The organism is Rhodococcoides kyotonense, from assembly GCF_001645385.1.
In the GTDB taxonomy this organism is placed as follows: Bacteria; Actinomycetota; Actinomycetes; order Mycobacteriales; family Mycobacteriaceae; genus Rhodococcoides; species Rhodococcoides kyotonensis_B.
The window spans coordinates 1-26040 of record NZ_LVHI01000017.1 but is presented as its reverse complement, the minus strand read 5'-3'; the positions used below and the strand labels follow the sequence as shown (position 1 = coordinate 26040).

Here is a 26040-nt window from a genome sequence, read left to right as displayed (position 1 = left end):
CTGTCGGTGACCGATTCGACTCGGCACCTTCTTCTCTGATTCGGGGACTTTTCCTCGTTTTCTCTTTCTCGAAAGGCATGTTCATGTCTGCGCCCAGCGCTACCCGTCCATCTCGCGTGCCCGCATGGGCGAAGTCCTTCGGACCTCAGATCGTCGCCGGCCTCGTGCTCGGTGTGGTCATCGGCCTCATTGCTCGGTCGATGCCCGACGCCGCCGACGGCAACGAGAACTGGCTCGTCGGCACCGTCGCGACCATCGGCTCCAGTTACGTGAAGCTGCTCACGGTCGCCGTCGTACCTCTGGTCTTCACTGCGATCGTCAGCTCCATCGCAAATCTTCGTCAGGTCGCCAACGCTGCCCGGCTGGCCGTGCAGACGCTTCTGTGGTTCGCGATCACCGCGTTCATCGCAGTGATCATCGGCATCGTGATCGGCCTCGTCGCGCAACCCGGTTCACGCACCGGCGTCGAGATGTCGTCGGCCAAGGATCCGAGCAGTGTCGGCTCGTGGTGGTCGTTTCTGACCGGGCTCGTACCGAACAACTTCTTCGCTCTGGGCTCGAAGACGTCCGTGACGACCACGGCTGCCGGTGACGGATTCGCCAGCACCGCAACGTCTTCCCTGAGCTTCAACATCCTTCAGTTGCTCGTCATCGCCGCTGCGATCGGAATTGCCGCACTCAAGATCGGCGAGAAGGCCGAACCGTTCCTGACCTTCAACGCATCGCTTCTCGCGATCGTGCAGAAGGTTCTGTGGTGGATCATCCGCCTCGCACCGATCGGCACCGCTGCGCTGATCGCCAACGCCGTCGCAACCTACGGATGGGACGCGATCGGTTCGCTCGGCGTCTTCACGGTGTCGATCTATGTCGGGCTCGCAATCGTGTTCTTCGTCGTGTACCCGATCATCGTTCGTGCTCACGGCCTTTCGGTTCGTCAGTTCTTCTCCGGCGTATGGCCTGCCACACAGCTCGGGTTCGTCTCGCGCTCGTCGATCGGCACGCTGCCGCTCACCGAACGCGTCACCGAGCGCAACCTGGGCGTGCCCGGTGAGTACGCGTCGTTCGCCGTGCCGCTGGGAGCCACGACGAAGATGGATGGTTGCGCCGCAATCTATCCCGCGATCGCTGCCATCTTCGTCGCTCAGTTCTACGGCGTCGGACTGACGTTCACGGACTACCTGTTGATCATCGTCGTGTCCGTGATCGGTTCCGCCGCAACGGCAGGCACCACCGGCGCCACCGTCATGTTGACCCTCACGTTGTCGACGCTCGGACTTCCGCTCGCCGGTGTCGGACTGCTCCTCGCTGTCGAGCCGATCGTCGACATGGGCCGCACGGCCGTCAACGTCACCGGCCAGGCGCTCGTTCCGGCCATCGTCGCCAAGCGCGAGGGCATCCTCGACCTGGATCGGTACAACGCCCCACGCAACGGCGACCCGTTCGCGGACGACGACGCAACCGCGACGGACGTCGAATTGGCAAGGTAGTCAACTTCTCTCGACGGACATCGATGGGCCGTGGCAGCCGGTAGACGGATGCCACGGCCCATCGATGTGTGACGGGACGAGCGACCCGATTACTCTCGACGTCATGGGATCCAAAGGACCGGCAAGTCGAGGACAGAAGCGCGCAGCCAAGATCAAGGCACGACAACGACGTCAGCAGTCGTCGTCGACGCGCACACCGGCCCTGCCGTCCGCCGTCCTCGACGATTTCGCTGTGTGGCTCGACGAAGGTGAGATGGCGGAACACGCCGATCGAATCGTCTCCCTCGTACGAACCACGCTCAGCCAGATGCTTCGAGCGAACCCCGGGTTCTCCCCCACCGCCTGGACGCCGAACGACGCGCACTTCCTCGTCGACGCCGCCACCCGCATCGAGGATTCCGATCCCGACAACGGCCCCGCAGCGGCATCCAACATGATTCTGACCGTCCTCGAGTTCCTGACCTACCTCGACGAGTCGGACGGGTGGAGCGGGTCGGACGACGACTTCGCGCACGTCATGGAAGACCTCACCGACTTCATCGACAACGATCCCGACATCCTCGCCCCGGAGGACATCGAGCTTCCCGACGTCTCCGAGGACGACGAATCGGCCGCATTGTCCGCTCTCCCGTTGGTTGCAGGCCTCGACGAGATCGTCGACCGAGTCGGGCCCGGGCTGTCGATGATGGACGTTCCCGAGCTCGCAACTGCGCTGAGCGACTCGAACGAGAACACCGAGCTCGTGGACCTCACCGCTCTCGATCGATGGGCCGTGGCGTTCGCATCGGACGTTCTGGCGGTCGACGGTGAGACCGTCGTTCCGGGACCTGCTGTCGACGGATTGCGCTCCCGGTCGCTGGGCACCCTCCGCGACCTGCTCACCCACCACATCCGCCACCAGCTGACGTCGAGCGAGGACGACGTTTCGATGGGTCTCGCCAACACGTTCGCCGTGCAGACGTTGCTGGCTGCGATGACCGACGACCTCCCTCTCGACAACGCCGACGAGGACTACGAGGGGTTGGAGGACGAGGATCTCCGCACCGCGCAGCTGATCGACTACCGGGTGCGTTCGCTGCAGGAGCAGAAAGTCCTCGCTCGAGAGGACGATTCGCTCGAGGTCCCGAAGGCCCTCCGGCGTGCAGTTCTCGCAGGCGTCGAACTCGCCGAGCCGTTCGGGGAGGACGACCTTTCGAAAGAGTTCTGATCGGTCTGTAACGAGACGGGCGCGTCGACCGACATGGTGCTCGGAATTCGGCGATGTCAGTCGTGAAGCAGCCCGCGGCCGCCGGATTCCTGCTCGGAGCCCCTCGGTCAGGTCTGTCGATCCGCGGTGCTCGTGCGCCGTATCCACAGCCCGATTCTCGAGGACTCCGTCATGACCGATCCATTTTCCCAGCCCTATGTCTTTCCCGGTGCCGAGCGCCCGAAGACTCCACGACCACGTTTCGGCAAGATCATCGGATGGGTCGCGCTCGTGCTCGGCGTCCTGTTCGTGCTGACCTCTCTGGTCGATTTCTCCCTCGCCGGCCTCGTCGTCGGACTGTGTGCGGCAGCTGCAGGCGGCCTGTACTTGTTCGTCGCGCCCTCGCGCGGCCGACTGATCTGGGCGACGCCGGCCGTCGCTCTCCTTCCGGCGTTGGTGGCACTCGGTATCACCGCTCCGACGCCGGAGCCGGAGGAAGCTCCCGCCGCCGCAGCGTTCGCAGCACCCGCGATCGCCGACGTCGCGACGACGACGGCACGTCCGACGACGACAGCCCCCACCACGACAACGATTGCTCCCACGACGACCACGGTTGTCCCGACGACCGTCGCGCCGGCACCGGAGACCGTGACCGTCTATGCACCTCCCCCGAAGACGACCGAGGCGTACGTCCCTGCGCCCGCTCCCGCGCCGGTCTACGTGGCCGAGTCGGAACCGGAGCCCGTCTACGTCCCGCCTGCGCCGGTGGTCGCCGAGGCGCCGTCGAACGTCTACTACGCCAACTGCTCGGCGGTCCGCGCCGCAGGCGCCGCGCCGATCTACCGGGGTGAGGCTGGCTACAGCTCCAAGCTCGACCGCGACGGCGACGGCGTGGCCTGCGAGAACTGAATGCGCCTGCGGCACCCGTGCGCGAAAGTTGTCCCCTGCACCGACTTTCCGCGCACGGGTGGCGCAGCCGCCGTTTCTGTCGGACCCCGTCGCTACTGTCTTTGTCGACGGGCGGATCCAGTCGCCCATCGACGGGAGGGCACCCACATGAACGACCGACTTCAAAGTTCCATAGACGACGCGTGGGCCTCGTACACCGACGAATTGTCTGCGTTCGTCGTCGGCATGCGCTCGCGCGAGGGCTTGGACATCACCGCGGAGTCGGGACTCGACCGCGGTGACGGCGATTCACCGTGGGTGCGTGTGCAGTGCATGGTCGACGGCATTCTGGAGTCAGCCGCAGTTCTCGCGGGTCACCTGTACGACGGCGTCGACCCCGCTATCGGAAACGACGATCGTATCGTCGAACTGGGGTGGGCGACTCCGGGCGAGCGAAGCACGTACGGCACGTTGATCAGCAGGACCATGAGTCGACGCACCGACGAGGCCGCGGAACTCGCGCACCTGATCGTGCGACTGTTCCGAGAGGTCTGGTCGGTGCCCCACCCTGCGTTTCTGTCCGCCGACGCGGTCACGCGCGACGACCGCCAATTCCGCACCGCGACCGATCGACGACTGCCGGACACCACGGCGGTCCATCCGTTGGACATCGATCATCTTCGAGCACTGATTCTCGACAGCGTCACGAGCGCACCCGGAATCGCGGTCGCCAGAGAAGACAACGGCGACATCCGCGTCGACGGTTTCGCGATGCCCGTCCACGTGTGCTTCGGCCCGGACGCGAATTCCGTTCGGCTACACGCCCCTTTGGTCAGCGGTGTCGTCATGTCGACCGCGCTGTCTCGTCGGTTGTCCTGGCTCAACACCCGGTGGCGTCACATCACGTTCGTCGTGGCGGGCGACCAGTTGTTCGCCGACACCGCGATCGTGACCAACTCCTACGTGCCCCGTCACCTCACGTCGATGCTCTATCACCTCGGCATGTTCGTCGACTCGATCGACGCCGCATTCGCAGCAGAGCTGGGCGGTTCCGTCTACGACCCCACGCATCGCCACCCCGAGCCGGAACCACACGTGACGTGGTCCGACGACAGTGGCACACTCGGAACCTTGCGCGCCGCATGCGAATTGACGCGCGGACCGGTCGACGCCGCCACAGTCGAAGCCATGTGCCGCAAGCAGGACATCGGCGAGCTCACGGAGCGGGCCGAGTTCTCCGCTCAACGGTTCCGTGACCACGCCCACCGACTCGGCGACGAGCGTCGAATCCGCGCGGCCGTCATGTGCGACGCCTTCGCCGTCAGCTGGACGTACGTCGCGGAGAGTCTCAGGCGCGCGTTCCATCGGGCACCGACTCCACCGAAGACGCAACAGATCTCGTTGTTCGACCAACTCGAGGAACCAGCTCTGTTCGATCTCTGAGTCCGATAGCTCATGGGTGCGCTAAGCTCGGCCGAGTGGAGACACCGCAGACCGCAGGCAGGTCGCTGACCGATTACCCCAGGCCGTCCGTGGCCGTCGACGTCGCAGTACTGACGGTGCACGACGGCGTTCTGAAGGTTGTCGTCGTACCGTCTCCGCGCGGCGACGCGCTCCCCGGAACGTTCTTGCACCCCGGGGAACGGCTCGCCGACGCGGCCGACCGAGCCTTGCGCACCAAGGCCGGGCTCGGTGGCCTGGAATTTCATCAGATCGGAATGTTCGATGCGCCCGACCGTGACGAGCGCGGATGGGTGCTGTCGATGGCACACGGAGCCACGATCGCGGTCGAGGCACTGACGAGTTCCATCGGTCTCGTCGACATCGAGCACGGTTCTGCGACAAGGCCTTTGGCGTTCGACCACGGAGAGATGGTGACGTTGTCGGTGAACGACCTTCGCCGTCGGTACGCGTCGAGAATCGATCCCGGCCGCCTACTCGGAGATACGTTCACGTTGCTCGAGCTTCGACGGTTGTACGAGATCGTGTTCGACACCGAAATCCCCAAGGACACTTTCCGCCGTCATGTCACGAGCGCTCTGGAAGGAACGGGGACCACGTCCATCGCAGGCGGCGGTCGCCCGGCCGAGCTGTATCGGCGGAGAGCGGCAGCGGTGCTACCGGAGTCGGCGTCCGTACTCTTCCGACATCAGGTCGGCAACTAACTCAGAAGCCGAGCCGTCAGTGTCGCGATCCGTTCGGTGAACGCGACCAGAGTCACCATTTCCACGTTCGTGGACGCACTCGTGACAGCCGCTACCTGTTGCGTCACCGCGTCGTCGACGGGCCAGCCGTAGGATCCGCCCGAAATCAGCGGGAATGCAATGGTTCTCGCGCCGACCGAGTCGGCAGCAGCCAGACTCCGCAGATACGCCGATCGGAGGATCGCAGAACGATCCTCGCGAGCGGAATAGCGCGGTCCCACCGTGTGGATCACCCACTTCGCGGGCAGTCGTCCCGCTGTCGTGACGACGGCGGCCCCCGCTGCGAGACCGTTCGAAAGGCTAGTGTTCCGCAGCGTCCTACATTCGGCGAGGATCACGGGGCCGCCGGCGCGGTGGATGGCGCCGTCGACTCCCCCGCCGCCGAGCAGAGTGGAGTTGGCAGCGTTGACGATCGCGTCGACGCGCATGGTGGTGATGTCGCCGCGAACGACGTCGATGACGGTCATGCCCGTCCTCCCGTGATGTCGGCAGCGAGAGCGACGAGGTCCTCGCCGGTCAGGCTGGGGTACCCGTGCAGCATCGAGCGCCACTTCGTCGGCACGGCGGACGCTCCCCACCGAGCGCCGAGCAGTCCACCCGCGATGGCTGCGGTGGTGTCGGTGTCACCGCCCGCCAAGACGCACGATTCGAGGGCGCGCACGAGATGTTCGGGGCCGTCCGACTCGGCGCGCGTGATGGCACTCCATGCTGTCTGCAGCGCATGCACGACCCAGCCGTTCTGCGCGAAGTCCGACGGGTCGCCGGCCTCCGCCTCGTCGAGCAACGCCCTCCACGTGTCCGCTGCGTTGCCTGCCGTGTCCAACCACAGCCTGGGGCCGTCGAAGTTTCCGTGCAGAACAGCGTGCCGAATTGCGTAAGACCACAGCGCACAGGCCTCACCGGCCTGCGGATCCGAATGCGTGAGCGCACTGACCGCCTGAGCGGCCGCGACGCACCGGTCGGCGTCGTCCAGGAACGCCAGCGCGACGGGCGCGGTGCGCATCAGCGAACCGTTCCCACCGGTCCGGCCGGTCAGTGCCGCGGCCCGTGCAGTCATCTCGGCCGCCGTGCTGCTGCGATGACCGAGGACCTTCCGTGTCTGGGTTCCGACGTCGACCGGGTCGGTGTCGTACCACGCTACGAAGTTCGCAACGATCGCGTCGAGACCTCTCACGGACGAGACGTCCTCGTCCCGGGCCGCGAGCGCTACCGCCGCGGCCATCGACGTGTCGTCGGTCCACTCACCGGGTGCCCAATCGAACGTTCCACCGCCGATCATGTCGACGGCCATGCCGGGCGCTGGGTACGTGAATTCGTACCCTGCTCCGAGCGCGTCGCCGGCCGCCGTCCCCAGGAGTACACCTGCCGCGCGGTCGTTCTGCTCCATGGTCAGCGCCATACCGATCTCCTTAGCTCGTTTCTGCGCTTAACTTAGCGCATATTTGCTCGAAGCGTCAACCGGCCTGCGATTTCGCCCGAACTTCGAGATTCGAGCACCTCCGCATCCCCGATTCGCGAAAAATATTTCTCTGTTACCCCTGGTCACACACATGGCGCGAAATCCATCTCCGATCCGGCTTCCGTTTGCTGATACTTCGAGTTACATTAAGTACAAGTTCGCACCACACAGGAGGAAGCGATGACACTGACGTCAGAAGACGGCACGATCTCTATCGATCCCGACGCGGAGACCGAGAAGTACAACGAGACTCTGCGCCTTCTGTCCGAGGGATCGGTGCACAAGCACTTCGACCCTTACGTCGACATCGACTGGGAATCCCCCAAGTTCTCCGTCCCGGAGAACGATCGCCGGTGGATCCTGCCCACCAAGACCGACCCGATCGGTAGCCACCCGTGGTACCAGGCCCTGCCGGAAGACCAGCAGATCAAGATCGGCATGTGGCGCCAGGCCAATGTCGCGAAGGTCGGGCTGCAGTTCGAGAACATCCTCATCCGAGGGATGATGCAGTACGTCTTCTCGCTGCCCAACGGATCCGCAGAGGCGCGCTACTGCACTCACGAGTCCATCGAAGAGTGCAACCACACCTTGATGTTCCAGGAGATGGTCAATCGCGTCGATCGCGATGCGCCCGGCATGAGTCGTCCGATGAAGATGTTGTCGCCGATCATTCCGCTGTTCGCGTCGATCGCACCGGAACTCTTCTTCGTCGGCGTCCTCGCGGGCGAGGAGCCCATCGACCACATTCAGAAGTCCGTTCTGCGTTCGGGTGAGGAAATCCACCCGATCATGGAAAGCGTCATGGCCATTCACGTGGCAGAGGAAGCACGACACATCTCGTTCGCGCACCAGCTTCTCCGTCGTCGGGTTCCCAAGATGTCGAAGGTCGGCCGGTTCTTCCTGTCGCTCGCCTTCCCGATCGTGATGCGCGTGCTGTGCGACGCGATCGTGATTCCGCCGAAGCGGTTCTGGAAGAAGTTCGCGATTCCTCAGTACGTGAAGAAGGACCTCTTCTGGGAATCCGAAGAGGCGCAGCACACGCTGCAGGACTACTTCGGCGACGTCCGCATGTTGGCCACCGAGACCGGCATGATGAGCCGCCCCGCGAAGCTGATGTGGAAGGCGTGTGGCATCGACGGCAAGGCCTCGCGTTACCGTAGCGAGCCGGACCGCAGCTCCAACCAGTTCGCCGCCTGATCCCCCGTCACTCCAGCGCCAGTTATCTCCACAGCAGCGCCTGCCGTCAGGAATCACCATGCCCCACGTTGTCACTCAATCGTGTTGCAGCGACGCATCGTGCGTCTACGCATGCCCCGTCAACTGCATCCATCCGACACCGGACGAGCCCGATTTCCTGACGGCAGAGATGCTGCACATCGACCCCACGTCGTGCGTCGATTGCGGCGCCTGCGTGTCGGCGTGCCCGGTCGACGCGATCGTTCCGAAGTCCAAGTTGACCGACGAGCAACTGCCGTTCCTGACGATCAACTCGGACTTCTACAAGCAGGAACGTCCCACGCGACCTCTCCTCGCGCCGGTGTCTCCGGCACCGGCCGTCACCAGGGACAGGCAACCGCTCCGAGTCGCGATCGTCGGGTCCGGCCCGTCCGCGATGTACGCCGCCGACGAACTGCTCACGCAGCCTGGCGTGAAGGTCGACGTCTACGATCGGCTCCCGCAGCCGCACGGTTTGGCGCGTCTGGGTGTTGCGCCCGACCACGAGAAGACCCGCCAGGTCTCGCGTTTGTTCGACAAGATCTCGGCGCAACCGGGCTTCGAATTCCACTTGGGCGTCGAGATCGGCAAGGACATCTCACACGAGCAACTGCTCGAATCGCACCACGCCGTCGTCTACGCGGTCGGCGCCTCCCGTGATCGCGAGTTGACCGTGCCCGGTGCCGATCTGCCCGGCCGTTCGTCCGCCACCGACTTCGTCGCCTGGTACAACGGCCATCCCGACCACGCGCATCGTCGCTACGATCTGTCGCACAAGCGGGCAGTCATCATCGGCAACGGCAACGTGGCGCTCGACGTCGCACGCATTCTGACGATCGATCCCGAGCGCCTCGTCGGCACCAACGTGCCCAGCCATGTGGTGAAAGCGCTGCGCGAGTCGAACATCGAGGAAGTACTCGTCGTGGGACGACGCGGCGTCGCGCAGTCGGCGTTCACCGTTCCCGAGTTCGCCGGCCTGCTCAGCACATCCGGCATCGACGTCTCGATCCACAAGGACGAGATGATGCTCGACGCGACCACCACGAAACTCGCCGAGACCAACGACCTTCCCCACGCCGTCTCCCAGAAGTTGCAGCTTCTCCGACGGGTCGACGACGTCACCGGCAGCGACAACAAGCGCATCGTGCTCCGATACCTGCTGTCGCCGACGCGCATCCTAGGCGACTCGGCCGTCGCCGGCGTCGAGTTCGACCGCATGACCCTCGACACCGACGAGAACGGGGCTGTACTCAGCATCGCGACCGGCGAGAAGGAGACTGTCGACGCGGGGCTCGTTCTCACGTCCATCGGCTACCGCGGTGTCGCTCTACCCGGGGTGCCGTTCGACGATCGCCGCGGCATCATCCCCAACGACGGAGGCCGTGTGCTCGAGTCTGCGGACGGCACAACGGTTCCTGGCTCCTATGTGACCGGGTGGATCAAACGCGGCCCGTCCGGGTTCATCGGAACCAACAAGTCGTGCGCCCAGGAAACGGTGCGGCATCTCGTGGACGACTTCAACGACGGCACGCTCGGTGACATCGACGTCGCACCCGAAGTCCGGCGCTGGCGTCGCCCACGCCGAGTCTGAGACGAACGGAAAGAAGGCCCCGCACATACCGTGTGCGGGGCCTCCGCCGTTCCGAGGTCAGTCGGGGATCATGTCGAAGGTGTCCGGGTTGGGCCCGGTACGCCCTTCTTCACCGCGATCGAGGGCGGTGATGTCCGCGATGTCGGAATCGCTCAGCTCGAAGTCGAAGATGTCGAAGTTCGCCTTCACTCGGTCCGGCGTCACCGACTTGGGGAAGATGATGTCGCCGCGCTGCAGATGCCACCGTAGAACGACCTGAGCCGTCGATTTCCCTACGGCCTGAGCGATCTTCTCGATCGTCGGGTCGTCGAGCACCTTGCCCTGGGCGATGGGCGACCATGCCTCGACCGCAATCGCGTTGTTGCGGCTGTGGCTGCGTGCGTCTTCGTTCACGAAGTACGGGTGCACTTCGATCTGGTTCACGGCAGGCACCGTCTCGGTCTCCTGTGCAAGGCGTTCCAGATGGGCCGGCTGGAAGTTCGAGACACCGATGGACCGTGCACGTCCGTCCTTCGCGAATTCCTCCAGCGTCTTCCAAGTGGACACGAAGTCGCCGTCGTACCGAGTGGGCAGAGGCCAGTGGATGAGGAACAGATCCACGTAGTCGGTTCCGAGGTCGTTCAGAGTCCGATCGAATGCTCGACGCGCGTCGTCGGGTTCGTGAAAACCGTTGTTCAGCTTGCTCGTGACGAAGACCTCCGAGCGGTCGATTCCCGCGTCGCGGATACCCTGCCCGACCTCCTTCTCGTTGCCGTACATCTCGGCGGTGTCGATATGCCGATAGCCGACCTCGAGGGCGGTCTTGACTGCTTCGGCGGTCTTCTCGGGTTCGATCTGGAACACACCGAAGCCGAGCTGCGGGATGGTTCGACCGTTGTTCAAAGTGATGCTGGGTACGACACTCACGTGATTCGTCATCTCCGTTCGATAATCGATTACTCGCCGTCGTGTACCCGCGACGCGCAGATCTACACGCTGCAGGTGAGCCGAGAACCTCGAATCTGTCGGACCCACTTGGTACAAATCCGTCGACACCGACACCAGGCCCCTCACTGGATGTCCTCGAACACTTCGACGAGGGGAACCATGAACGTTCACGCACTGCATCGGACCGTCGACGCCGCGACCCTGATGAATTCCGGCATCGCACTCGCCGCCGATCCGCTCACGTCACACGACGCCTTGGCCAGATTCGTCGACCATGTCATCGACTTCGAAACACGAACGGCGACAACGTTGGACGACCGCTGTGTCGCGCACGCCGACTCGATCCTGGCAGGCACGTTCGAACGAGGTTGGCAACCGGCCGAACTCGTCCACGTCGTCGCCCGAAAGCTCGACAAACCGGACTTCTCGATGATCAAGGCGCTCCTCGGTGCCCATGCGCGAGCCACCACAGCGCTCTCCACGGCTCCGCCCGACTGGCGAGAGCAACTGAGGGACATCGGAATCGACCCGAGTACCGACCTCGCCCACTACCGACGAACATCACGAGTGGCTCCGCGGGCGTACTGGGACAGCCTGTTCCGCCTCCTCGCTCAATTTCGGCTGCTGCCTTCACTTACTCCCCTCTTACCCCCACCCTCGCGATGGCACGCGCACTCCACGATGACGAGCACACGCGCAGACACGAAGGTTCTCAACAAGATTCGGGGGTTGCTGGCGAAGGCGGAATCGTCCTCGTTCACCGAGGAGGCAGAGACGTTTTCCGCCAAGGCGCAGGAACTGATGACGCGATACGCCATCGACAGCGCTGTTCTCGATTCCGCCCAAGGGTCCGCACCCACCGACTTGGTCGTGACGCGCCGCATTCTCGTCGACAACCCGTACGCGGATGCCAAGATGCATCTGATGTCCAGCGTCGCCGCGTCGAACGGCGCGAGGACTGTCTGGTACAAGAAGTTCGGACTCGTCAGCATCACGGGGATGCCTGTCGATCTCGACCTGTGCGAACTGCTGTACACCTCTTTGCTGGTGCAATCCGCGCGGGCGTTGGCCGATGCCGGAATCGATTCTCGTACACGCTCCCGCGGGTTTCGACGGGCATTCCTTCTCGGCTACTCGTGGCGGGTCCGCGAACGCCTCGCTGAAGCACGAGATCGGGCAGATCGAGCGGCCGGCGAGCAGTACGGGTCGCCTTTGGTACCGATCCTCGCCGCGCGAGACGAAGCCGTCACGTCGGTATTCGAAGAACTGTTCCCGGACCTGAGCTCCGTCAAGATCACGGTGTCGGACAGATCGGGTGTCCACGAAGGTCGACGGGCAGCCGAGCATGCGGACCTCACCGGAGGGCGAGAACACATCGAAGACTGACGAACTGTCAGTCAGCCCGTGCGCTCACTCGACCCGGGTGATATGCACGAAGCATGAAGACGTGGCGAGCGGCAGTGGCCGTGACAGCAGTATCGATCGCGGTATCGGCTGCCGGTTGCTCGACGGACGGAACGGCTATCGCGTCGGACGACCCAGCACCGACGACCGCACAGGTCACTACGACCCGCGCCGTCACGACCACAGCCGAGCCCACCTCGGCCGCTCCCCTACCTGCCCCGTACTCGTTCACGACCGCCCGCGTCTCGGGGTCGACCGATCGCGTCGACTACGACGTGAACATCCCACAACTCACGGGAGGCGATGACGCCGTCGTCTCCGAATTCAACGAGTCGATGCGCGCCGCACTGCAGGATCAGATCGACGGGTTCGAGCCGTCGAGTTTTACCTTGTCCGATGCCCGCCCCGGACCCACGTACGTGGGCGACAGCGTCGTCGCGGCCGTGCTCAACACCTCGTGGGATGCCAATCCCCCTGGCGCACATCCGACCGCGATCGTCGCGACGGTCACGGTGAACACCGACGACGCCACTCCCGTCACGCTGCAGGACCTCTTCCCGGATCTTCAGGCGGGGCTACAGCGGCTGTCGGAGCAGTCCGCGATCCTCCTTCCGGCTACAGCCGCAGGTCCGGATTTCGAACGAACGGGCATCGAACCGACCGTGAGCAATTTCGCCAACTGGGTTCCCTCCGCCGAGGGCATGAACATCAGATTCGGCGACTACCAGGTCGGTCCACACGCCATCGGTCTCGTCGACGTCACCGTCCCGTGGTCCGCACTGTCCGATGTGGCCGATCCGCGGACTCTCGATGCACTTGGCCAATAAGGCTCGCGAGCGCAAGCATTATGAGGTTCGCGGCGTCGAAACGGTCGTCTTCACAGCTCTAAGCTCTCGAACACAAGCTTTATGATGGACAAGCTGCACCGTGACCCTTAATGGGGCTTCAAGCATGTTCACGCAAGCTCAGGATTAGCCATGGCCAGCCCGAGGCGCAGCACCAAATCCAGCGACGACCCGCTCGCAGCCGCATTCGTTGCCAGGAGACTGCAGCTCGGTCTGACGCAAAACGACCTTGCGCTCCTCTCCGGCACGCTGACCCCTTGACCTCGACTGCTTCCGCGCCTAACGTACAACCACATGGTTGTAGATGAGGTTCGGGACGCGGACATCGATCGACTGTTCCAAGCATTCGCCGACTCGACCCGTCGGGACATCGTCTCGAAGGTCATCACCGGCGAACACTCGGTGTCCGGGTTGGCCGCTCACTACTCCATGAGTTTCGCCGCCGTGCAGAAGCACGTGGCGATTCTGGAACGCGCCTCCGTCGTCACGAAGGAGAAGCGCGGACGGGAGCAGATCGTGCGAATTCGTCTGGACAGCATCAGGAAAGCACGAAGCCTGCTCGACGAGTACGAACTGATCTGGCGACAACGCGTCGACCGGATCTCCGACATTCTCGACGAAGACGAGGAAGAGGGAGACACACCATGACCGTCATCAGCACAGACAAGAGCGTTCAGGACCTGAACTTCACGATCGTTGCCGAGTTCGACGCGACAGTCGAACGTGTGTGGCGGATCTGGGAAGATCCCCGGAAGCTCGAGCGCTGGTGGGGACCGCCGACGTGGCCCGCAACGTTCGAGCAACTCGACTTCGTCGAGGGCGGCAAAGCGCACTACTACATGACCGGACCGGACGGTGACAAAGCCCGAGGGTGGTGGCGCATCACGTCGATCGACGCACCCCGCCGGCTCGCGTTCGACGACGGTTTCGCCGACGACAACTGGGATCCGATCGAGAACCTGGGCGTCACCAAAATGACTGTTGCACTGGAGGAAAGAGATGGTCGCACTCGGATGACGACTGTGTCGACGTTCGAGAACGCGGATCAGATGCAGAAGCTGATCGAGATGGGAATGGACGAAGGCATGGGCCTGGCGATGGGCCAGATCGACGCGATCCTCGCCGAATAGGACTCAGGTGTTCGCGCGGTCGAGCCGACCGCGCGAACACTCCGTCAGGACGTTGCCCAGACGCCGAGCTCGTTCCCGCTCGGATCTGTGAAGTGGAATCGCCGCCCACCCGGGAACGGATACGGCCCGTTCACGACGGAACCGCCTGCGGCGGTGACGGCCTCGACGGTCGCGTCGAGGTCGTCCGAATAGAGAAGCACAAGTGGCCCGCCCTGTCCGGGACGCTCGGCCACCTTCGCCAAGCCACCCACTTCACTCCCGCCCGCGCCGACTATGCCCGCATATTCGGGACCGTAGTCGTTGAAGCGCCAGCCGAAGGCGGCGGAGTAGAACGCTTGCGCCGCCGACAGATCGGTGACCGACAACTCGACATAGTTCAAACGGTGATGCTCGTTCTGTGCCATGCGGTTACCCTACTCACGCGGCACAACTACCGGCGAGCGTTCGACATCCGTGACGCGGCCGTTCGTTGCTGCCACGACCCACATCGCCAACGCAACGAGGGCGACGACCTCGGCGACCACCAGTACCCGCTCCACGTAACCGAGCGTGACGACGCGGTACCACGGGGTCGTCGAGGTCATTCCGACGATCAGTGCGTACGCGATCGGCAGCAACGAGGCGACGCCGAGACAGGCGAGCGTGAGCGTCGTACGTGCCCACGTCGTCCAGCGGCCGTCACGCACCCATGGAATTGCGAAGGCGATCACTGCGATCGGGATGGCGACGAACGCGACGGCTGCCGCGACGCGGTGAATCGCACCGCCGAGGCCGAGGGTGGCGTCGTTGCTCCAATCCTGTTTCGGCACAGCAACAATGACGATCAATCCGACGATCCACGCCGTCATGGCCACCGAGGCGACCGAACGAGCTCGCGCCACTCCGTTGCGGACGGCCGCGACCAGGGTGGCAGCAGAACCGAGCGCCAACAACGAGACTCCGGTCGCGAACACCCACTGCTGTGCACCCAGGCCGTACTCACTGATCGTGCGTCGCAGATGCGCCGGGTTGTCGACGGCCGTCACCAGATCGAGTGTCAGGATCACGAGCGACCCCATGAGAACGAATACGACGCCGACGACGTCGAGGCGGGCTATGACGGTTCGTGAATTCTGCGGCGGCACGTCGTCCACTGTGCCCGAACCCTAGTACCGGATTCGGTACCAGTGCTCGACCTCACCCGACAGCCGTTCGAGACGCACTCTGTGTCCGCCCTGACTCGAGAAGAGCCTCACCCCGTCGCCGAGGAGAACCGGCACGGTGAAGACCAGGATCTCGTCGAGCAGCTTCTCCTCGATGCACTGCCGCGCGACGTCGGCACCGAGGACGTTGACGTACTTGTCCCCCGCAGCGTCCGTGGCCGCGTCGATCGCGCTGAGCAGATCGGTCGCGACGGTCACTCCCGCAGGCGGTTCCACCGGCGGACGGTGGGTCAGGAGCACGACTGGGCCGTCGTACTGCCCGCCGAACGCCCCTTCGTTCTCGGTACCGCGGTTCGGGTCGTCGCCGCCGAAGGTCGCGTTGCCGCACAGGATCGATCCGACTCCTGCCAGCAGCCGCTCCGCCGTCTCGTTCGGCTCACCCATGTACTCGCACAGCCAGGACATGTCGCCGTCCGGACCGGCGATGTAGCCGTCGAGCGACATCGTCGCCGAATACAGAAGCGTGGCCATTCGCCTACTGTCTCACGCCACCCTTGCCGTCGAAGACCAGATGCCGCAGCGCGACCTTCTCGACGAAGAAGCGGTCGTGGCTGACGAGGATCACCGCCCCGGGGAAAGCTGCAAGGGCACGTTCGAGAACTTGCGTGCTGGCCAGATCGAGGTGGTTGGTCGGCTCGTCGAGCACGATCACGCCTGCGCCGAGCAACAGGCACTGCGCCAGCGCGACACGGGCCTTCTGCCCTCCCGACAGGGTGCCGATCTTGGACTTCAAGTCCAGTTCCGAGAACCCGAGAAGCGTCAGGAAGCGATTGACCTCCTTCTTCGTCGCACTGAACGCAAGACTCCCCGGCATCGCATTGACGGCATGTGTGACCGTGTCGTCCAGATCCAGATCGTCGAGCACCTTGTTGAAGTGGACGAACGACGGCGCCTTGGTTTTCCACTTGACCCTGCCGCTGTCCGGTTGCTCGACACCGGTGAGGATGTCGACGAGCGTGGTCTTGCCGCAGCCGTTCGGACCGGTGATTGCGATGCGGTCACCGCGGTGAATCTCGAACGACACGTCGGAGAAAAGAGCGTGCTCAACGAAGCTTTTCGAGATCCCGGTGATCTCTGCCAGATCGTCCGTGACGTGCAGGCCGCCGTAGATCGCGGTGACGACAGTATCGACGGGGCGCGGATTCTTCGCCTTCTTGATGTTCGCGAGTCGACGCTTCAGTGCCGCGCTGGGATTCTTCAGCGCTTCCTTGTGATCGTTGATCGCTTCCTGCTCGTAGGCGAGCAGCTGCTGTTCGCTGCTGAATTCGCGCTCGAGGTTCTTGAGCCGAAACTGTTTCTGCACAACGTATTCCGAGTAGGAACCGTCGTACATCTGCAGGTGGTTGTTCTCGATCTCGACGATGTTCGTGACGACCTGCTCGAGGAACTGGCGATCGTGCGAGACGACGAGCAGACCACCCCGAAAGTCGCGCAGCCACCGCTCGAGCCACGCGATGCCCTCGACGTCGAGAAAGTTGGTCGGCTCGTCGAGCAGTAGCACGTCGGGCGAGTCGAGCAGAATCTTGGCCAGAGCGGCTCGGTTGCGCCAGCCGCCGGACAGTCGGTCGACCGGCAGCTCGCGTCGTTCGGCGTTGAAGCCGAGCATCGACAGGACCGTGTCGATCTGTTGGTGGTAGGTCCAGCCGCCGCTGTTCTCCATCGCGTCGAGCAGCTCGGCTTGACGATCGACGAGCTTGTACATCTGCTTCTCGTTGAGGTCACCGCCGAGGGCGGCTTCGACCTCGGCGAGTTCGGCCTCGATTGCGTGTACGGATTCGAAGAGCGATTCGAGCTCGGTCTGGATGCTGCGGTCACCGTCGAGCTCGGAGAATTGCGAGAAGTAGCCGATACGTGCGCCTTCGGTGGTGTCGACGGTTCCCGAGTCCGGAGCTTCGCGCCCCAACAGCAGGTTCAGCAGCGTCGTTTTACCGGTACCGTTGCGGCCGATGAGTCCGACGCGATCGCCGTCGGCGAGCCGGAAGAACACCTCGCGGAGAACGCCCCTCCCGTCGTATCCCTTGGCGACGTCGTTCATGCGGATCCAACTCAACGAGAACTCCTGGTAGGCGACGGGCGGCTTCGCCGCATGTGCGTGCGAATGTATAGCCCGCTGCACATTCGCACGCACGTGGGGTCGGGCGGCTCCGCCGCCCGTGCGCGCATAGTTGGGCCAGAGTCCAACTAAGCGCGCACGGGTGCCGCAGGCGCCAACGCGGGTAGCACCAGATCCCGGTAACGCTGCTTCATCGTTTCGACGACCTGGCCGCCGTCCGTGGCCCACACCTGTGCGTTGAAGATCTCGACCTCGACGTCGCCACGGTATCCGGCGTCGCGCACCCAGGTTCCGATCGATGCGAAGTCGATGACACCGTCGCCCATCATGCCCCGGGACAACAGCGGGTCGGCCTCCATCGGGACGAGCCAGTCGCACACCTGATACGAACTGATGCGACCACGTCGCCCGGCAGTCTCGATGAGCGACCGCAGGTCCGGGTCCCACCAGACGTGGAACGTGTCGACGACGACTCCGACGGCTTCCGCCGGATGCGGCTCGGCCATCGAGAGCGCCTGTCCGAGCGTCGAAATCACAGCGCGATCGGCAGCGAACATCGGATGCAACGGCTCCAACGCAATGCGCACGCCTCGCTCGAGCGCGTATGGCACCAGCTGCGCCAGGCGCTCCTCGACGCGGGCCCGGGCACCGATCAAGTCGCGATCGGGCATGCCGCCCATCACCATCACGAGTTCGGGTGCACCGAGCTCGGCGGCTTCGTCGAGGGCGCGGCGGTTGTCCTCGAGGCCGTCGTCGTCGATGGCCGTCAGGAAGCCGCCACGGCACAGGCTGGAGACGCGAAGTCCGGCGTCGGACAGCATTTTTGCTGCCTGCGCGACGCCTGCCTCCTGGACCCGGTCGCGCCACGGCCCGATACTTCCGAGCCCGGCCCGTGCTGCGCCGTCGATCGCTTCCTTCAGTGTCCACCCGTTGACGGTCTTGGTGTTGAGAGACAGTGCAGCGTAGGGATTGTCGAGATCGTAGTCAGGAAGGGTCACGACGAAGCTCCGTTCAGTTCGAGGAACAGCCCCATGCGGTGAACCGCGAGCGATGGATCGAGGAGCAATCCGGCGCGGTCGGCCAGAACGAACAGCGTCGACAGATGTTCGACGCTTCGGCCCGACGCAAGTCCCCCGACCATCGAGAATCCGGCCTGTTTGCCGTTCAGCCACGACAGGAACGCGATCCCGGTCTTGTAGTAGTACGTCGGTGCCGCGAAAATGTGCCGACCGAGTTCCTGCGTGGACCGCAAGATCTCCTCTGCGCGTTCGACATTGCCACGATCGAGCTCCTGCAATGCCGTCGACGCCGCGGGATAGATGCCTGCGAAGATGCCCAGGAGCGCGTCGGAGTGCCCTTGATCGTCGCCGATGATCAGCTCCGGGTAGTTGAAGTCGTCTCCGGTGTAGAGCCTGACACCCGACGGGAGCGCTCGACGCAATGCGATCTCATGCCCTGCGTCGAGCAACGAGACCTTGACGCCGTCGACCTTGTCGGAGTGCGCCGCGATCAGTTCACGGAAAGTCGCAGTGGCGGAGTCGATGTCCGCACTACCCCAGTACCCTTCCAGCGCGGGGTCGAACATCGTTCCGAGCCAATGCAGGATGACCGGTCGGTCGACCTCGTCGAGCAGTGTGGAGTACACGTGCAGATAGTCCTCGGGCGAGGTCGCGACGCGAGCCAACGCGCGCGAGGCCATGATGATCACGTTCGCCCCGGCTTCGGTCACGACTGCGATCTGCTCGCGATACGCATCCAGCACCGCAGCAAGACCCTCCTTGCCCGACGGCAACGCCGCAAGATCGAGTTGATCCGTGCCGGCGCCGCAGGCGAGCAGGCCGCCGACGCGCGCCGCTTCGGCACCCGATCTCCGGATCAGCTCGGCCGTCGCCGCCCAGTCCAGACCCATGCCGCGCTGGGCGGTGTCCATGGCATCCGCGACCCCGAGTCCGTACGACCACAGTTCGTGCCGATACGCCAGGGTCGCATCCCAGTCGATGTCCGCGAGAGCACCGGGTGTGTTGTCGGCTGTCGCACGCGGAACGACGTGCGCGGCGGCGTACGCGATGCGCGAGCTGAACGGAGCCGTGGGCTTGGTCCAGTCCCCCGGCTCGCCGAGTACGTGAATGCCTTTGCCCGGCAGGGCAATCGACAGGTCGGTAGACAGTGCGGTCACAGCGTGATCTCCGGAACGTCGAGGCGCCGACCTTCGGCCGAACTCTTCAGACCGAGTTCCGCCAGCTGAACGCCTCGCGCTGCGGACAGCAGACCGTAGCGGTGCGGACGCTCGGCAACGACGTCACGCAGGAATTCCTCCCACTGCAGCTTGAATCCGTTGTCCAGGTCCGCGTTCGCGGGCACGTCGAGCCACTGGTCGCGGAACGGTTCCGTCACAGGCAGATCCGGGTTCCACACCGGCTTCGGGGTGTGCGAACGGTGCTGTGCGACGCAGTTGCGCAATCCCGCCACGGCCGAACCGTGCGTTCCGTCGATCTGGAACTCGACGAGCTCGTCGCGGAACACACGCACGGCCCACGACGAGTTGATCTGTGCGACAACGCCGTTCTCCAGCTCGAAGATCCCGTACGCGGAATCGTCGGCGGTGGCGGCGTATTCACGGCCCTGCTCGTCCCACCGCGTCGGGATGTGTGTCGCGGCCTTCGCTGTGACGGTCTCGACCTTGCCTAGGATGCCTTCGAGCACGTAGTTCCAGTGGCAGAACATGTCGATGATGATGCCGCCGCCATCCTCGGCTCGGTAATTCCAGCTGGGACGTTGCGCCGGCTGGCCGTCTCCTTCGAAGACCCAGTATCCGAACTCGCCGCGCAGCGACAGGATGCGTCCGAAGAAGCCTTCGTCGACGAGCCGCTTCAGCTTCACGAGCCCGGGCAGATACAGCTTGTCGTGCACGACGCCCGCCGTGATGCCCGCGTTCTGTCCGATACGCGCCAGTTCGATGGCCTCCGTCAGAGTCTCCGCGGTCGGCTTCTCGGTGAAGATGTGCTTGCCGGCCTTCATCGCCGACGCCAGGGCCTCGGCACGACGCGACGTGACCTGTGCGTCGAAGTAGATGTCGATACTGGCGTCGTCGATGACCGAAGCGGAGTCGGTGCTGTACTCGGCGGCACCGTACTGAGCGCACAGTTCCTGGAGTTTGGTTTCGTTGCGTCCGACCAGAATCGGTTCGACCTGAACTCGCGTCCCGTCCTCGAGCAGAACGCCGCCCTGCTCACGAATCGGCAGAATGGAGCGCAGGAAGTGCTGACGGAAGCCCATGCGGCCGGTGACGCCGTTCATCGCGATACGCAGGGTACGAGTGGAGTTGGGCATAGGAGGTGCCTTTTCTGAGAAAGTGTTCCGGATGCGGTGCGGGCGAGAAGGCCCAGCACGCGTCGAGCGAGTAAGTCAGCTTCGGAATGCGCTTTCCACGCTATGCTGTCCACGTCGTTCGGTCAACACCGGGAGGGAAAAACGCATGGCGGCAGTGAGATTGCAGGACGTCGCGGCAGCTGCGGGCGTCTCGCAGGCAACCGCGTCACGAGTCCTGAACGGGTCCTCTCGCGTCCCCGGCGAGGGCGTCGCCGATCGCGTCCGAGCTGCGGCGGCTGATCTCGGCTACGTTCCGAACGCCCAGGCCCAGGCCCTTGCCCGCTCGTCGACGGGCGTGATCGGCCTCGTGGTGCACGACGTCGCCGACCCGTATTTCTCCTCGATCGTGCGCGGTGTGCAGAACGAGGCACGTGCCGCGGGAAAGCTGGTGCTGTTGGCCAGCACCGAGCGCGATTTCGACATCGAAAGACAGTCGGTCAGCACATTCATCTCGCATCGCGCCGACGCGATCATCCTGGCCGGCTCCAGGCAGAGCGGGGACCTCGACCGCGACCTGGAGAAGGAGTTCGCCGCCTACCGCAAGAACGACGGGAAAGTCGTCGTCATCGGACAACCGCTGCCGTTCGGCGCGGCAGTCGAACCCGAGAACTTCGCTGCGTCGGCGCAACTCGCGGAGGCGCTGGTCGGCGAAGGACACCGGCGTTTCGCCGTCATCGGAGGGCCCGGCAACATCCGCACGTCGGTGGATCGTCGCAACGGTTTCGTCGACGCGCTGGCCAGGCACGGGCTGACCCCCGAAATCGAAGTGGCGGGCGACTTCTCGCGCGACGGCGGATACAGCGCTGCCCGACGCCTCGCCGCGGCGCTGGAACTGCAGCCGAGTCACGGCACGCCGCCGTGCGTCTTCGCGGTCACGGACGTCATGGCCATCGGCGCGATAGCGGCGTGGCGAGGCCTCGGCCTGCAGGTCCCGACCGACGTCTGTGTCGCGGGCTTCGACGACATCCCGACGCTACGTGACCACTTTCCGAGCCTGACGACCGTTGCGCTGTCGCTCGTCGAGATCGGTGAGCGCGCAGTGCAGTTGGCGCTGAGCGATTCCGCGGCGAGCCAAAGCCTCCACGAGTACGCCCCCGGGACCGTCGTTCTGCGCGCCAGCAGTGCTCTGAGCAGGTAATCTTTACCCACCCTTGACAGTGTGGGCGCGGTCACACTACATTCGGCTGCAGCTTCGGAAAGCGCATTCCAACCGCGGTGCCCGGTAATGCAGTGGCCCCGCACCACTACTACGCGAGGACTCCACATGGCGGTAACAACGTCGGTCGAGATCCGTTCCGCTGAGCCGACGGCGTCCCACCCCGCGCCGACGCATCATCGACGGAGCTTGAAATCCACCGTGCCATCGTTCCGAAACACCTGGTCCGGCCTCTGGCGGCCACTGGCCCTCGTGGCCGTTCTGATTGCAGCCTGGTGGGCGGTGACCGAATCCGAACTGGTTGCGCCCTATATCCTTCCGTCCCCCGCCGACACGTGGAACACGATGCTCGAGAATGCGTCGTACCTCGCCGGCCACACGTGGGTCACCACGTACGAGACCGTCGCGGGCTTCGTCATCGCCGCCCTGGTCGGCGAGGCCGTCGCGGTGTTGATGATCTACTCGTCGTCCCTCGAGAAGACGATGTACCCACTCATCCTGTTCGCGCAGGTCATTCCGAAGATCGCCATCGCCCCGCTTTTCGTCGTGTGGCTCGGATTCGGAGCCAGCCCCAAGATTCTCGTCGCCGTGTTGATGGCGTTCTTCCCCATCGTGATCGCCGGAATGGCCGGACTCCGTTCGGTCGATCCCGAGATTCTCGAACTCACCTCGACCATGGGCGCGAGCCGGTGGAAGACGTTCGCCAAGGTGCGTTTCCCTGCGTCGCTGCCCCAGTTGATGTCAGGTCTGAAGATCGCCGCCACTCTTGCGGTCACGGGCGCGGTCGTCGGCGAATTCGTCGGAGCCAACGAGGGACTCGGCTACGTCATCCTGCAGGCCAACGGAAACATCGACACCGCAATGCTTTTCGCCGCACTGATCATCATGTCGGCCCTCGGCATCATCCTGTTCATGATCATCGAAATCGCCGAGAAATTCCTCATCCCCTGGCACGCGTCGCGTCGATCCACTGCATCCGCGGCCGCAGTCTGAACATCGGAGAACGAAATGAAGCTCAAGAACATCGTCGTCGCGGCCGTCGCCGCATCGTCACTCGTCCTCGCCGGCTGCAGCGGCGCCGGAGCCGAGGAGAAGGCGCCGGGCACCGACGGCGAGACCACCGCAACATCGTTGATGCTCAACTGGTACCCGTACGGCGAGCACGCGCCGTTCTACTACGGAGTGCAGGAGGGAATCTTCGCCAAGCACGGGATCGACCTCACCATCACCGCGGGCCAGGGATCGACCAAGACCGCACAGGCAGCAGGGTCCAACCAGACCGACTTCGGATGGGCCGACTCGGCCGCGGTACTGAGCAACATCGACAAGGGCGTCCGCGTCAAGAGCGTCGGCGTCTACCTCCAGACCACGCCGTCGGCAGTTCAGGTCTACGCGGACGGCCCGATCCAGTCCACGGCAGACCTGGCAGGGAAGACCATCGCCGTGTCCGCCGGCGATGCCCCGACAACGACGTTTCCTGCCTATCTGGCTGCCGTCGGCGTCGACGAAGGGTCGATTCAGCAACAGAGCCTCGACTCGGCAGGCAAGATCGCGGCGATGCTGTCCGGTCAGGTCGACGGTCTGATCGGTTTCGCGCACGACCAGGGCCCCAACATCGCGAACAAGAGTGGACGCGAGATGCGCTACCTGAAGTACTCGGATGCGGGCCTGAACTTCTTCAGCAACGGCCTCATCGCCAACGAATCCACCATCGAGCGTTCACCGGAACTCGTCCAAGCCATGGTCGACGCCACCAGCGAGGCGTTCGAGGCGGCCATTGCCAATCCCGAAGCGGCAGTGGCATCGATGGTCGGCAAGGACCCACAGACACCGCCCGAATCGGTGCTGCTGCAGCAGTGGCAGGAGACCATTCCGCTGCTGACGACACCGAACACCGAGGGCAATGCGCCGGGAGTCAACTCCGAGGAGGACTGGGTGTCCACCATCGCCATTCTCAGTGACGCAGGACTCCTCGACAGCGCCGAGGACCCGTCGAAGTACTGGGACTCCTCCTTCACCACCGCTACCGAGCAGTGAGGCCTGACATGACTGCCACGTTCGAACGACCGAGGACGACGCTGACCGATACTGCAGTTGCCGTCGACGACCTCAGCGTCCGCTTCTCGTCCAAGCGCGGCGAGGTCACCGCACTCAGCGACGTCGATCTCGCCGTACGCACAGGCGAATTCGTCACCATCGCCGGACCGTCGGGATGCGGTAAGTCGACGCTCCTGAAAGTCGTTGCTGGACTGACCAACGCGAGCTCGGGCAGCGTGAGTCTCGGCGGACGCGAAGTGAAAGGCCCACAGCGAGGAATCGGCTACGTCTTCCAACGAGCGGCCCTGCTCGAATGGCGCACAGTGCGCAAGAACATTCTGCTACAGGGTGAGATGCGCGGCATGAGCAAGAAGGCGACTGCCGCCAAGGCCGACCAGCTGATCGAGATGACGGGACTCACCGGGTTCGAGAACGCGCTGCCGCACGAGCTGTCCGGTGGCATGCAGCAACGCGTCTCACTGTGCCGGGCGTTGCTGCACGAACCCGAAGTGCTGCTCATGGACGAGCCGTTCGGCGCGCTCGACGCTCTCACCCGCGAGAAGATGAACGTCGAGCTGCACCGCATCTGGCGTGAAACCGGAACGACGGTCATGCTCGTGACCCACTCGGTCGCCGAGGCCGTCTACCTTGCCAACCGCGTCGTCGTCATGAGTCCACGCCCGGGCCGGATCGTCGAGATTCTCGACGTCGACCTGCCGGACAAGCGGGACTACAGCTCGACGATGGAGAAGCCGCAGTTCACCACCGTCGCCAACCGTGTCCGTGATCTGCTGGGAGCAACCACCAGCGCCGATTAGGGCGACTCCGTCGCCCCGTGCGTGCGAATGTACAGCCCGCTATACATTCGCACGCACGGGTGGCATTGCCACCGCTCGTGATATCAACACGGTATGGAAATGACCCACCCGTTCGACGACGCAGTGGCCCTGACCAGCATCGAGCCCGGCGTCTATCTGGGCCGCACGTCCGCGCCGTACAACAACATGGTCGGCCCCTTCGGCGGCGTCACCGCAGCTACGCTCGTCCGTGCCGTCGAATCGCACCCGGACCGCCACGGGGATCCGCTCTCGATCACGATCAACTTCGCAGGCCCGATCGCGGAGGGCGAGTTCCAGATCTCGACGCGGGCAACGCGCACCAACCGCAGCAATCAGCACTGGTACCTGGAAGTCAGCCAGAACGGCGAGATCGCGACGACGGCGACTGCCGTGTTCGGTCACCGTCGCGACACCTGGGACGACGACGAAGCCACTCCCCCGGACGTGCCTGCACCGTCCGAACTCGAGCAGAGCGGCTTTCCGGACTTCATCGCCTGGGCACGAAACTACGAGATGCGTTTCGCGGCAGGCGCGTTGGTCGAAGAAGAAGCCGCGGACTCGACCATTTCGCTGTGGGTTCGCGATACACCCTCACGCGCACTGGATTTCGCGGCGCTGACGTCGATGGGCGACATCTTCTACCCACGTGTCTTCCAGCGCCGCGGTAAATACGTCCCCGCCGGCACCATCACGCTGACCATCCACTTCTTCGCCACCGCGGAAGACGTCGCAGCACAGGCGGATTCGTACGTTCTCGCCCACGCCCATGCGCGACGCTTCCACCGGGGATATTTCGATCAGACGGCCGAGCTGTGGAGCAGCGACGAAAAGCTGCTCGCCACCAGTCACCAGCTCGTCTACTACAAGGACTGACCCCGTCGTGCGTGCGAATGTATAGCGGGCTATACGGCGGTCTCAAGCAGTCATCGCAACGTGCCTGATCATTGAGGGATGGTTGCGATGGGACGTCCGGTGTACACCCATGAGGTGCGGATGCTGTTCTGGGTTCTGTTGGGTTGGGGCTCGACGGTGAAAGAGGCCGCCGAGG

The 26040-nt window shown here is 64.2% G+C and carries 27 protein-coding genes; 17 read left to right on the top strand and 10 right to left on the bottom strand.

The window, feature by feature from the left end; all coding sequences use genetic code 11:
* The first annotated feature begins 83 nt into the window (after positions 1-83).
* The 5 genes from A3K89_RS14285 to A3K89_RS14265 all read left to right on the top strand — a co-directional run bounded on the left by A3K89_RS14285 (position 84) and on the right by A3K89_RS14265 (position 5726).
* Positions 84-1487 carry a dicarboxylate/amino acid:cation symporter gene (locus tag A3K89_RS14285; protein WP_068427203.1) on the top strand — a complete coding sequence of 468 codons (1404 nt, stop codon included), beginning with the start codon at positions 84-86 and terminating at the stop codon, positions 1485-1487.
* 103 nt (positions 1488-1590) lie between these two features.
* Positions 1591-2694, top strand: coding sequence for a hypothetical protein (locus tag A3K89_RS14280; protein ID WP_240930903.1), 1104 nt, complete (start codon positions 1591-1593; stop codon positions 2692-2694).
* Positions 2695-2865: 171 nt separating this feature from the next.
* Complete coding sequence (locus A3K89_RS14275; protein ID WP_068427201.1) at positions 2866-3582, top strand: excalibur calcium-binding domain-containing protein; 717 nt, start codon at positions 2866-2868, stop codon at positions 3580-3582.
* Between the two features lie 147 nt (positions 3583-3729).
* Positions 3730-5004 carry a T3SS (YopN, CesT) and YbjN peptide-binding chaperone 1 gene (locus tag A3K89_RS14270; protein WP_068427136.1) on the top strand — a complete coding sequence of 425 codons (1275 nt, stop codon included), beginning with the start codon at positions 3730-3732 and terminating at the stop codon, positions 5002-5004.
* Between the two features lie 35 nt (positions 5005-5039).
* Complete coding sequence (locus tag A3K89_RS14265) at positions 5040-5726, top strand: NUDIX hydrolase (protein ID WP_068427134.1); 687 nt, start codon at positions 5040-5042, stop codon at positions 5724-5726.
* Here A3K89_RS14265 and A3K89_RS14260 read toward each other — a convergent pair.
* A complete protein-coding gene (locus tag A3K89_RS14260; RefSeq protein WP_068427132.1) occupies positions 5723-6232 on the bottom strand; it encodes an O-acetyl-ADP-ribose deacetylase in 510 nt (169 codons plus the stop codon). The two genes, A3K89_RS14265 and A3K89_RS14260, sit on opposite strands and share 4 nt — an antisense overlap.
* Positions 6229-7164 (bottom strand): ADP-ribosylglycohydrolase family protein, encoded by a 936-nt coding sequence (locus A3K89_RS14255; RefSeq protein WP_068427130.1) that lies wholly within the window; start codon positions 7162-7164, stop codon positions 6229-6231. The genes A3K89_RS14260 and A3K89_RS14255 overlap by 4 nt, the downstream gene beginning before the upstream one ends.
* Before the next feature lie 240 nt (positions 7165-7404).
* Between A3K89_RS14255 and A3K89_RS14250 the strand changes: the two genes are divergently transcribed.
* Both A3K89_RS14250 and A3K89_RS14245 read left to right on the top strand, forming a co-directional pair.
* On the top strand, positions 7405-8421 hold the full coding sequence (locus tag A3K89_RS14250) for an AurF N-oxygenase family protein (RefSeq protein WP_068427128.1): 1017 nt from the start codon (positions 7405-7407) through the stop codon (positions 8419-8421).
* A gap of 58 nt (positions 8422-8479) precedes the next feature.
* Positions 8480-10030 carry an FAD-dependent oxidoreductase gene (locus A3K89_RS14245; protein WP_174551429.1) on the top strand — a complete coding sequence of 517 codons (1551 nt, stop codon included), beginning with the start codon at positions 8480-8482 and terminating at the stop codon, positions 10028-10030.
* Positions 10031-10087: 57 nt separating this feature from the next.
* On the opposite strand, the gene A3K89_RS14240 is transcribed toward A3K89_RS14245, so the two are convergent.
* Positions 10088-10936 carry an aldo/keto reductase gene (locus A3K89_RS14240; RefSeq protein ID WP_068427200.1) on the bottom strand — a complete coding sequence of 283 codons (849 nt, stop codon included), beginning with the start codon at positions 10934-10936 and terminating at the stop codon, positions 10088-10090.
* A gap of 180 nt (positions 10937-11116) precedes the next feature.
* On the opposite strand from A3K89_RS14240, the gene A3K89_RS14235 reads away from it, so the two are divergent.
* From A3K89_RS14235 to A3K89_RS14220, 5 genes are all read left to right on the top strand, one after another.
* Positions 11117-12343: a DUF2786 domain-containing protein gene (locus A3K89_RS14235; RefSeq protein ID WP_254303534.1), complete on the top strand. Its 1227-nt coding sequence runs from the start codon at positions 11117-11119 to the stop codon at positions 12341-12343.
* Positions 12344-12396: 53 nt separating this feature from the next.
* On the top strand, positions 12397-13188 hold the full coding sequence (locus A3K89_RS14230) for an RsiV family protein (RefSeq protein ID WP_068427125.1): 792 nt from the start codon (positions 12397-12399) through the stop codon (positions 13186-13188).
* A gap of 150 nt (positions 13189-13338) precedes the next feature.
* The gene (locus tag A3K89_RS26595) at positions 13339-13467 is read left to right on the top strand and encodes a hypothetical protein (protein ID WP_302050734.1); all 129 of its coding nucleotides are present in this window, start codon (positions 13339-13341) and stop codon (positions 13465-13467) included.
* A 33-nt stretch (positions 13468-13500) separates the two neighbouring features.
* Entirely contained in the window at positions 13501-13854 is a 354-nt protein-coding gene (locus A3K89_RS14225) for an ArsR/SmtB family transcription factor (RefSeq protein ID WP_068427123.1), read from the top strand.
* Complete coding sequence (locus tag A3K89_RS14220) at positions 13851-14336, top strand: SRPBCC family protein (protein ID WP_068427121.1); 486 nt, start codon at positions 13851-13853, stop codon at positions 14334-14336. Before A3K89_RS14225 ends, A3K89_RS14220 begins: the two co-directional genes overlap by 4 nt.
* A gap of 44 nt (positions 14337-14380) precedes the next feature.
* Here A3K89_RS14220 and A3K89_RS14215 read toward each other — a convergent pair whose 3' ends face one another.
* From A3K89_RS14215 to A3K89_RS14185, 7 genes are all read right to left on the bottom strand, one after another.
* Positions 14381-14740, bottom strand: a complete 360-nt coding sequence (locus A3K89_RS14215; protein WP_068427119.1) for a VOC family protein — start codon at positions 14738-14740, stop codon at positions 14381-14383.
* 9 nt (positions 14741-14749) lie between these two features.
* Positions 14750-15469 carry a DUF998 domain-containing protein gene (locus A3K89_RS14210; protein ID WP_254303533.1) on the bottom strand — a complete coding sequence of 240 codons (720 nt, stop codon included), beginning with the start codon at positions 15467-15469 and terminating at the stop codon, positions 14750-14752.
* 12 nt (positions 15470-15481) lie between these two features.
* Positions 15482-16009 carry a dihydrofolate reductase family protein gene (locus A3K89_RS14205; RefSeq protein WP_068427117.1) on the bottom strand — a complete coding sequence of 176 codons (528 nt, stop codon included), beginning with the start codon at positions 16007-16009 and terminating at the stop codon, positions 15482-15484.
* A gap of 4 nt (positions 16010-16013) precedes the next feature.
* Complete coding sequence (locus tag A3K89_RS14200) at positions 16014-17588, bottom strand: ABC-F family ATP-binding cassette domain-containing protein (protein ID WP_254303532.1); 1575 nt, start codon at positions 17586-17588, stop codon at positions 16014-16016.
* A 131-nt stretch (positions 17589-17719) separates the two neighbouring features.
* The gene (locus A3K89_RS14195) at positions 17720-18589 is read right to left on the bottom strand and encodes a sugar phosphate isomerase/epimerase family protein (RefSeq protein ID WP_068427113.1); all 870 of its coding nucleotides are present in this window, start codon (positions 18587-18589) and stop codon (positions 17720-17722) included.
* Complete coding sequence (locus tag A3K89_RS14190; RefSeq protein WP_084423801.1) at positions 18586-19767, bottom strand: dihydrodipicolinate synthase family protein; 1182 nt, start codon at positions 19765-19767, stop codon at positions 18586-18588. Before A3K89_RS14190 ends, A3K89_RS14195 begins: the two co-directional genes overlap by 4 nt.
* The gene (locus tag A3K89_RS14185) at positions 19764-20921 is read right to left on the bottom strand and encodes a Gfo/Idh/MocA family protein (RefSeq protein ID WP_068427111.1); all 1158 of its coding nucleotides are present in this window, start codon (positions 20919-20921) and stop codon (positions 19764-19766) included. Before A3K89_RS14185 ends, A3K89_RS14190 begins: the two co-directional genes overlap by 4 nt.
* Positions 20922-21066: 145 nt before the next feature.
* Between A3K89_RS14185 and A3K89_RS14180 the strand changes: the two genes are divergently transcribed.
* The 5 genes from A3K89_RS14180 (at position 21067) to A3K89_RS14160 (ending at position 25865) form a co-directional block, all read left to right on the top strand.
* Positions 21067-22098 (top strand): LacI family DNA-binding transcriptional regulator, encoded by a 1032-nt coding sequence (locus A3K89_RS14180; RefSeq protein WP_068427109.1) that lies wholly within the window; start codon positions 21067-21069, stop codon positions 22096-22098.
* Between the two features lie 126 nt (positions 22099-22224).
* Entirely contained in the window at positions 22225-23109 is an 885-nt protein-coding gene (locus A3K89_RS14175) for an ABC transporter permease (RefSeq protein ID WP_068427107.1), read from the top strand.
* A gap of 15 nt (positions 23110-23124) precedes the next feature.
* Positions 23125-24153 (top strand): ABC transporter substrate-binding protein, encoded by a 1029-nt coding sequence (locus A3K89_RS14170; protein WP_068427105.1) that lies wholly within the window; start codon positions 23125-23127, stop codon positions 24151-24153.
* Between the two features lie 8 nt (positions 24154-24161).
* On the top strand, positions 24162-24971 hold the full coding sequence (locus A3K89_RS14165) for an ABC transporter ATP-binding protein (RefSeq protein ID WP_068427103.1): 810 nt from the start codon (positions 24162-24164) through the stop codon (positions 24969-24971).
* A 93-nt stretch (positions 24972-25064) separates the two neighbouring features.
* Positions 25065-25865 carry an acyl-CoA thioesterase gene (locus tag A3K89_RS14160; protein WP_068427101.1) on the top strand — a complete coding sequence of 267 codons (801 nt, stop codon included), beginning with the start codon at positions 25065-25067 and terminating at the stop codon, positions 25863-25865.
* Positions 25866-26040 lie beyond the last annotated feature (175 nt).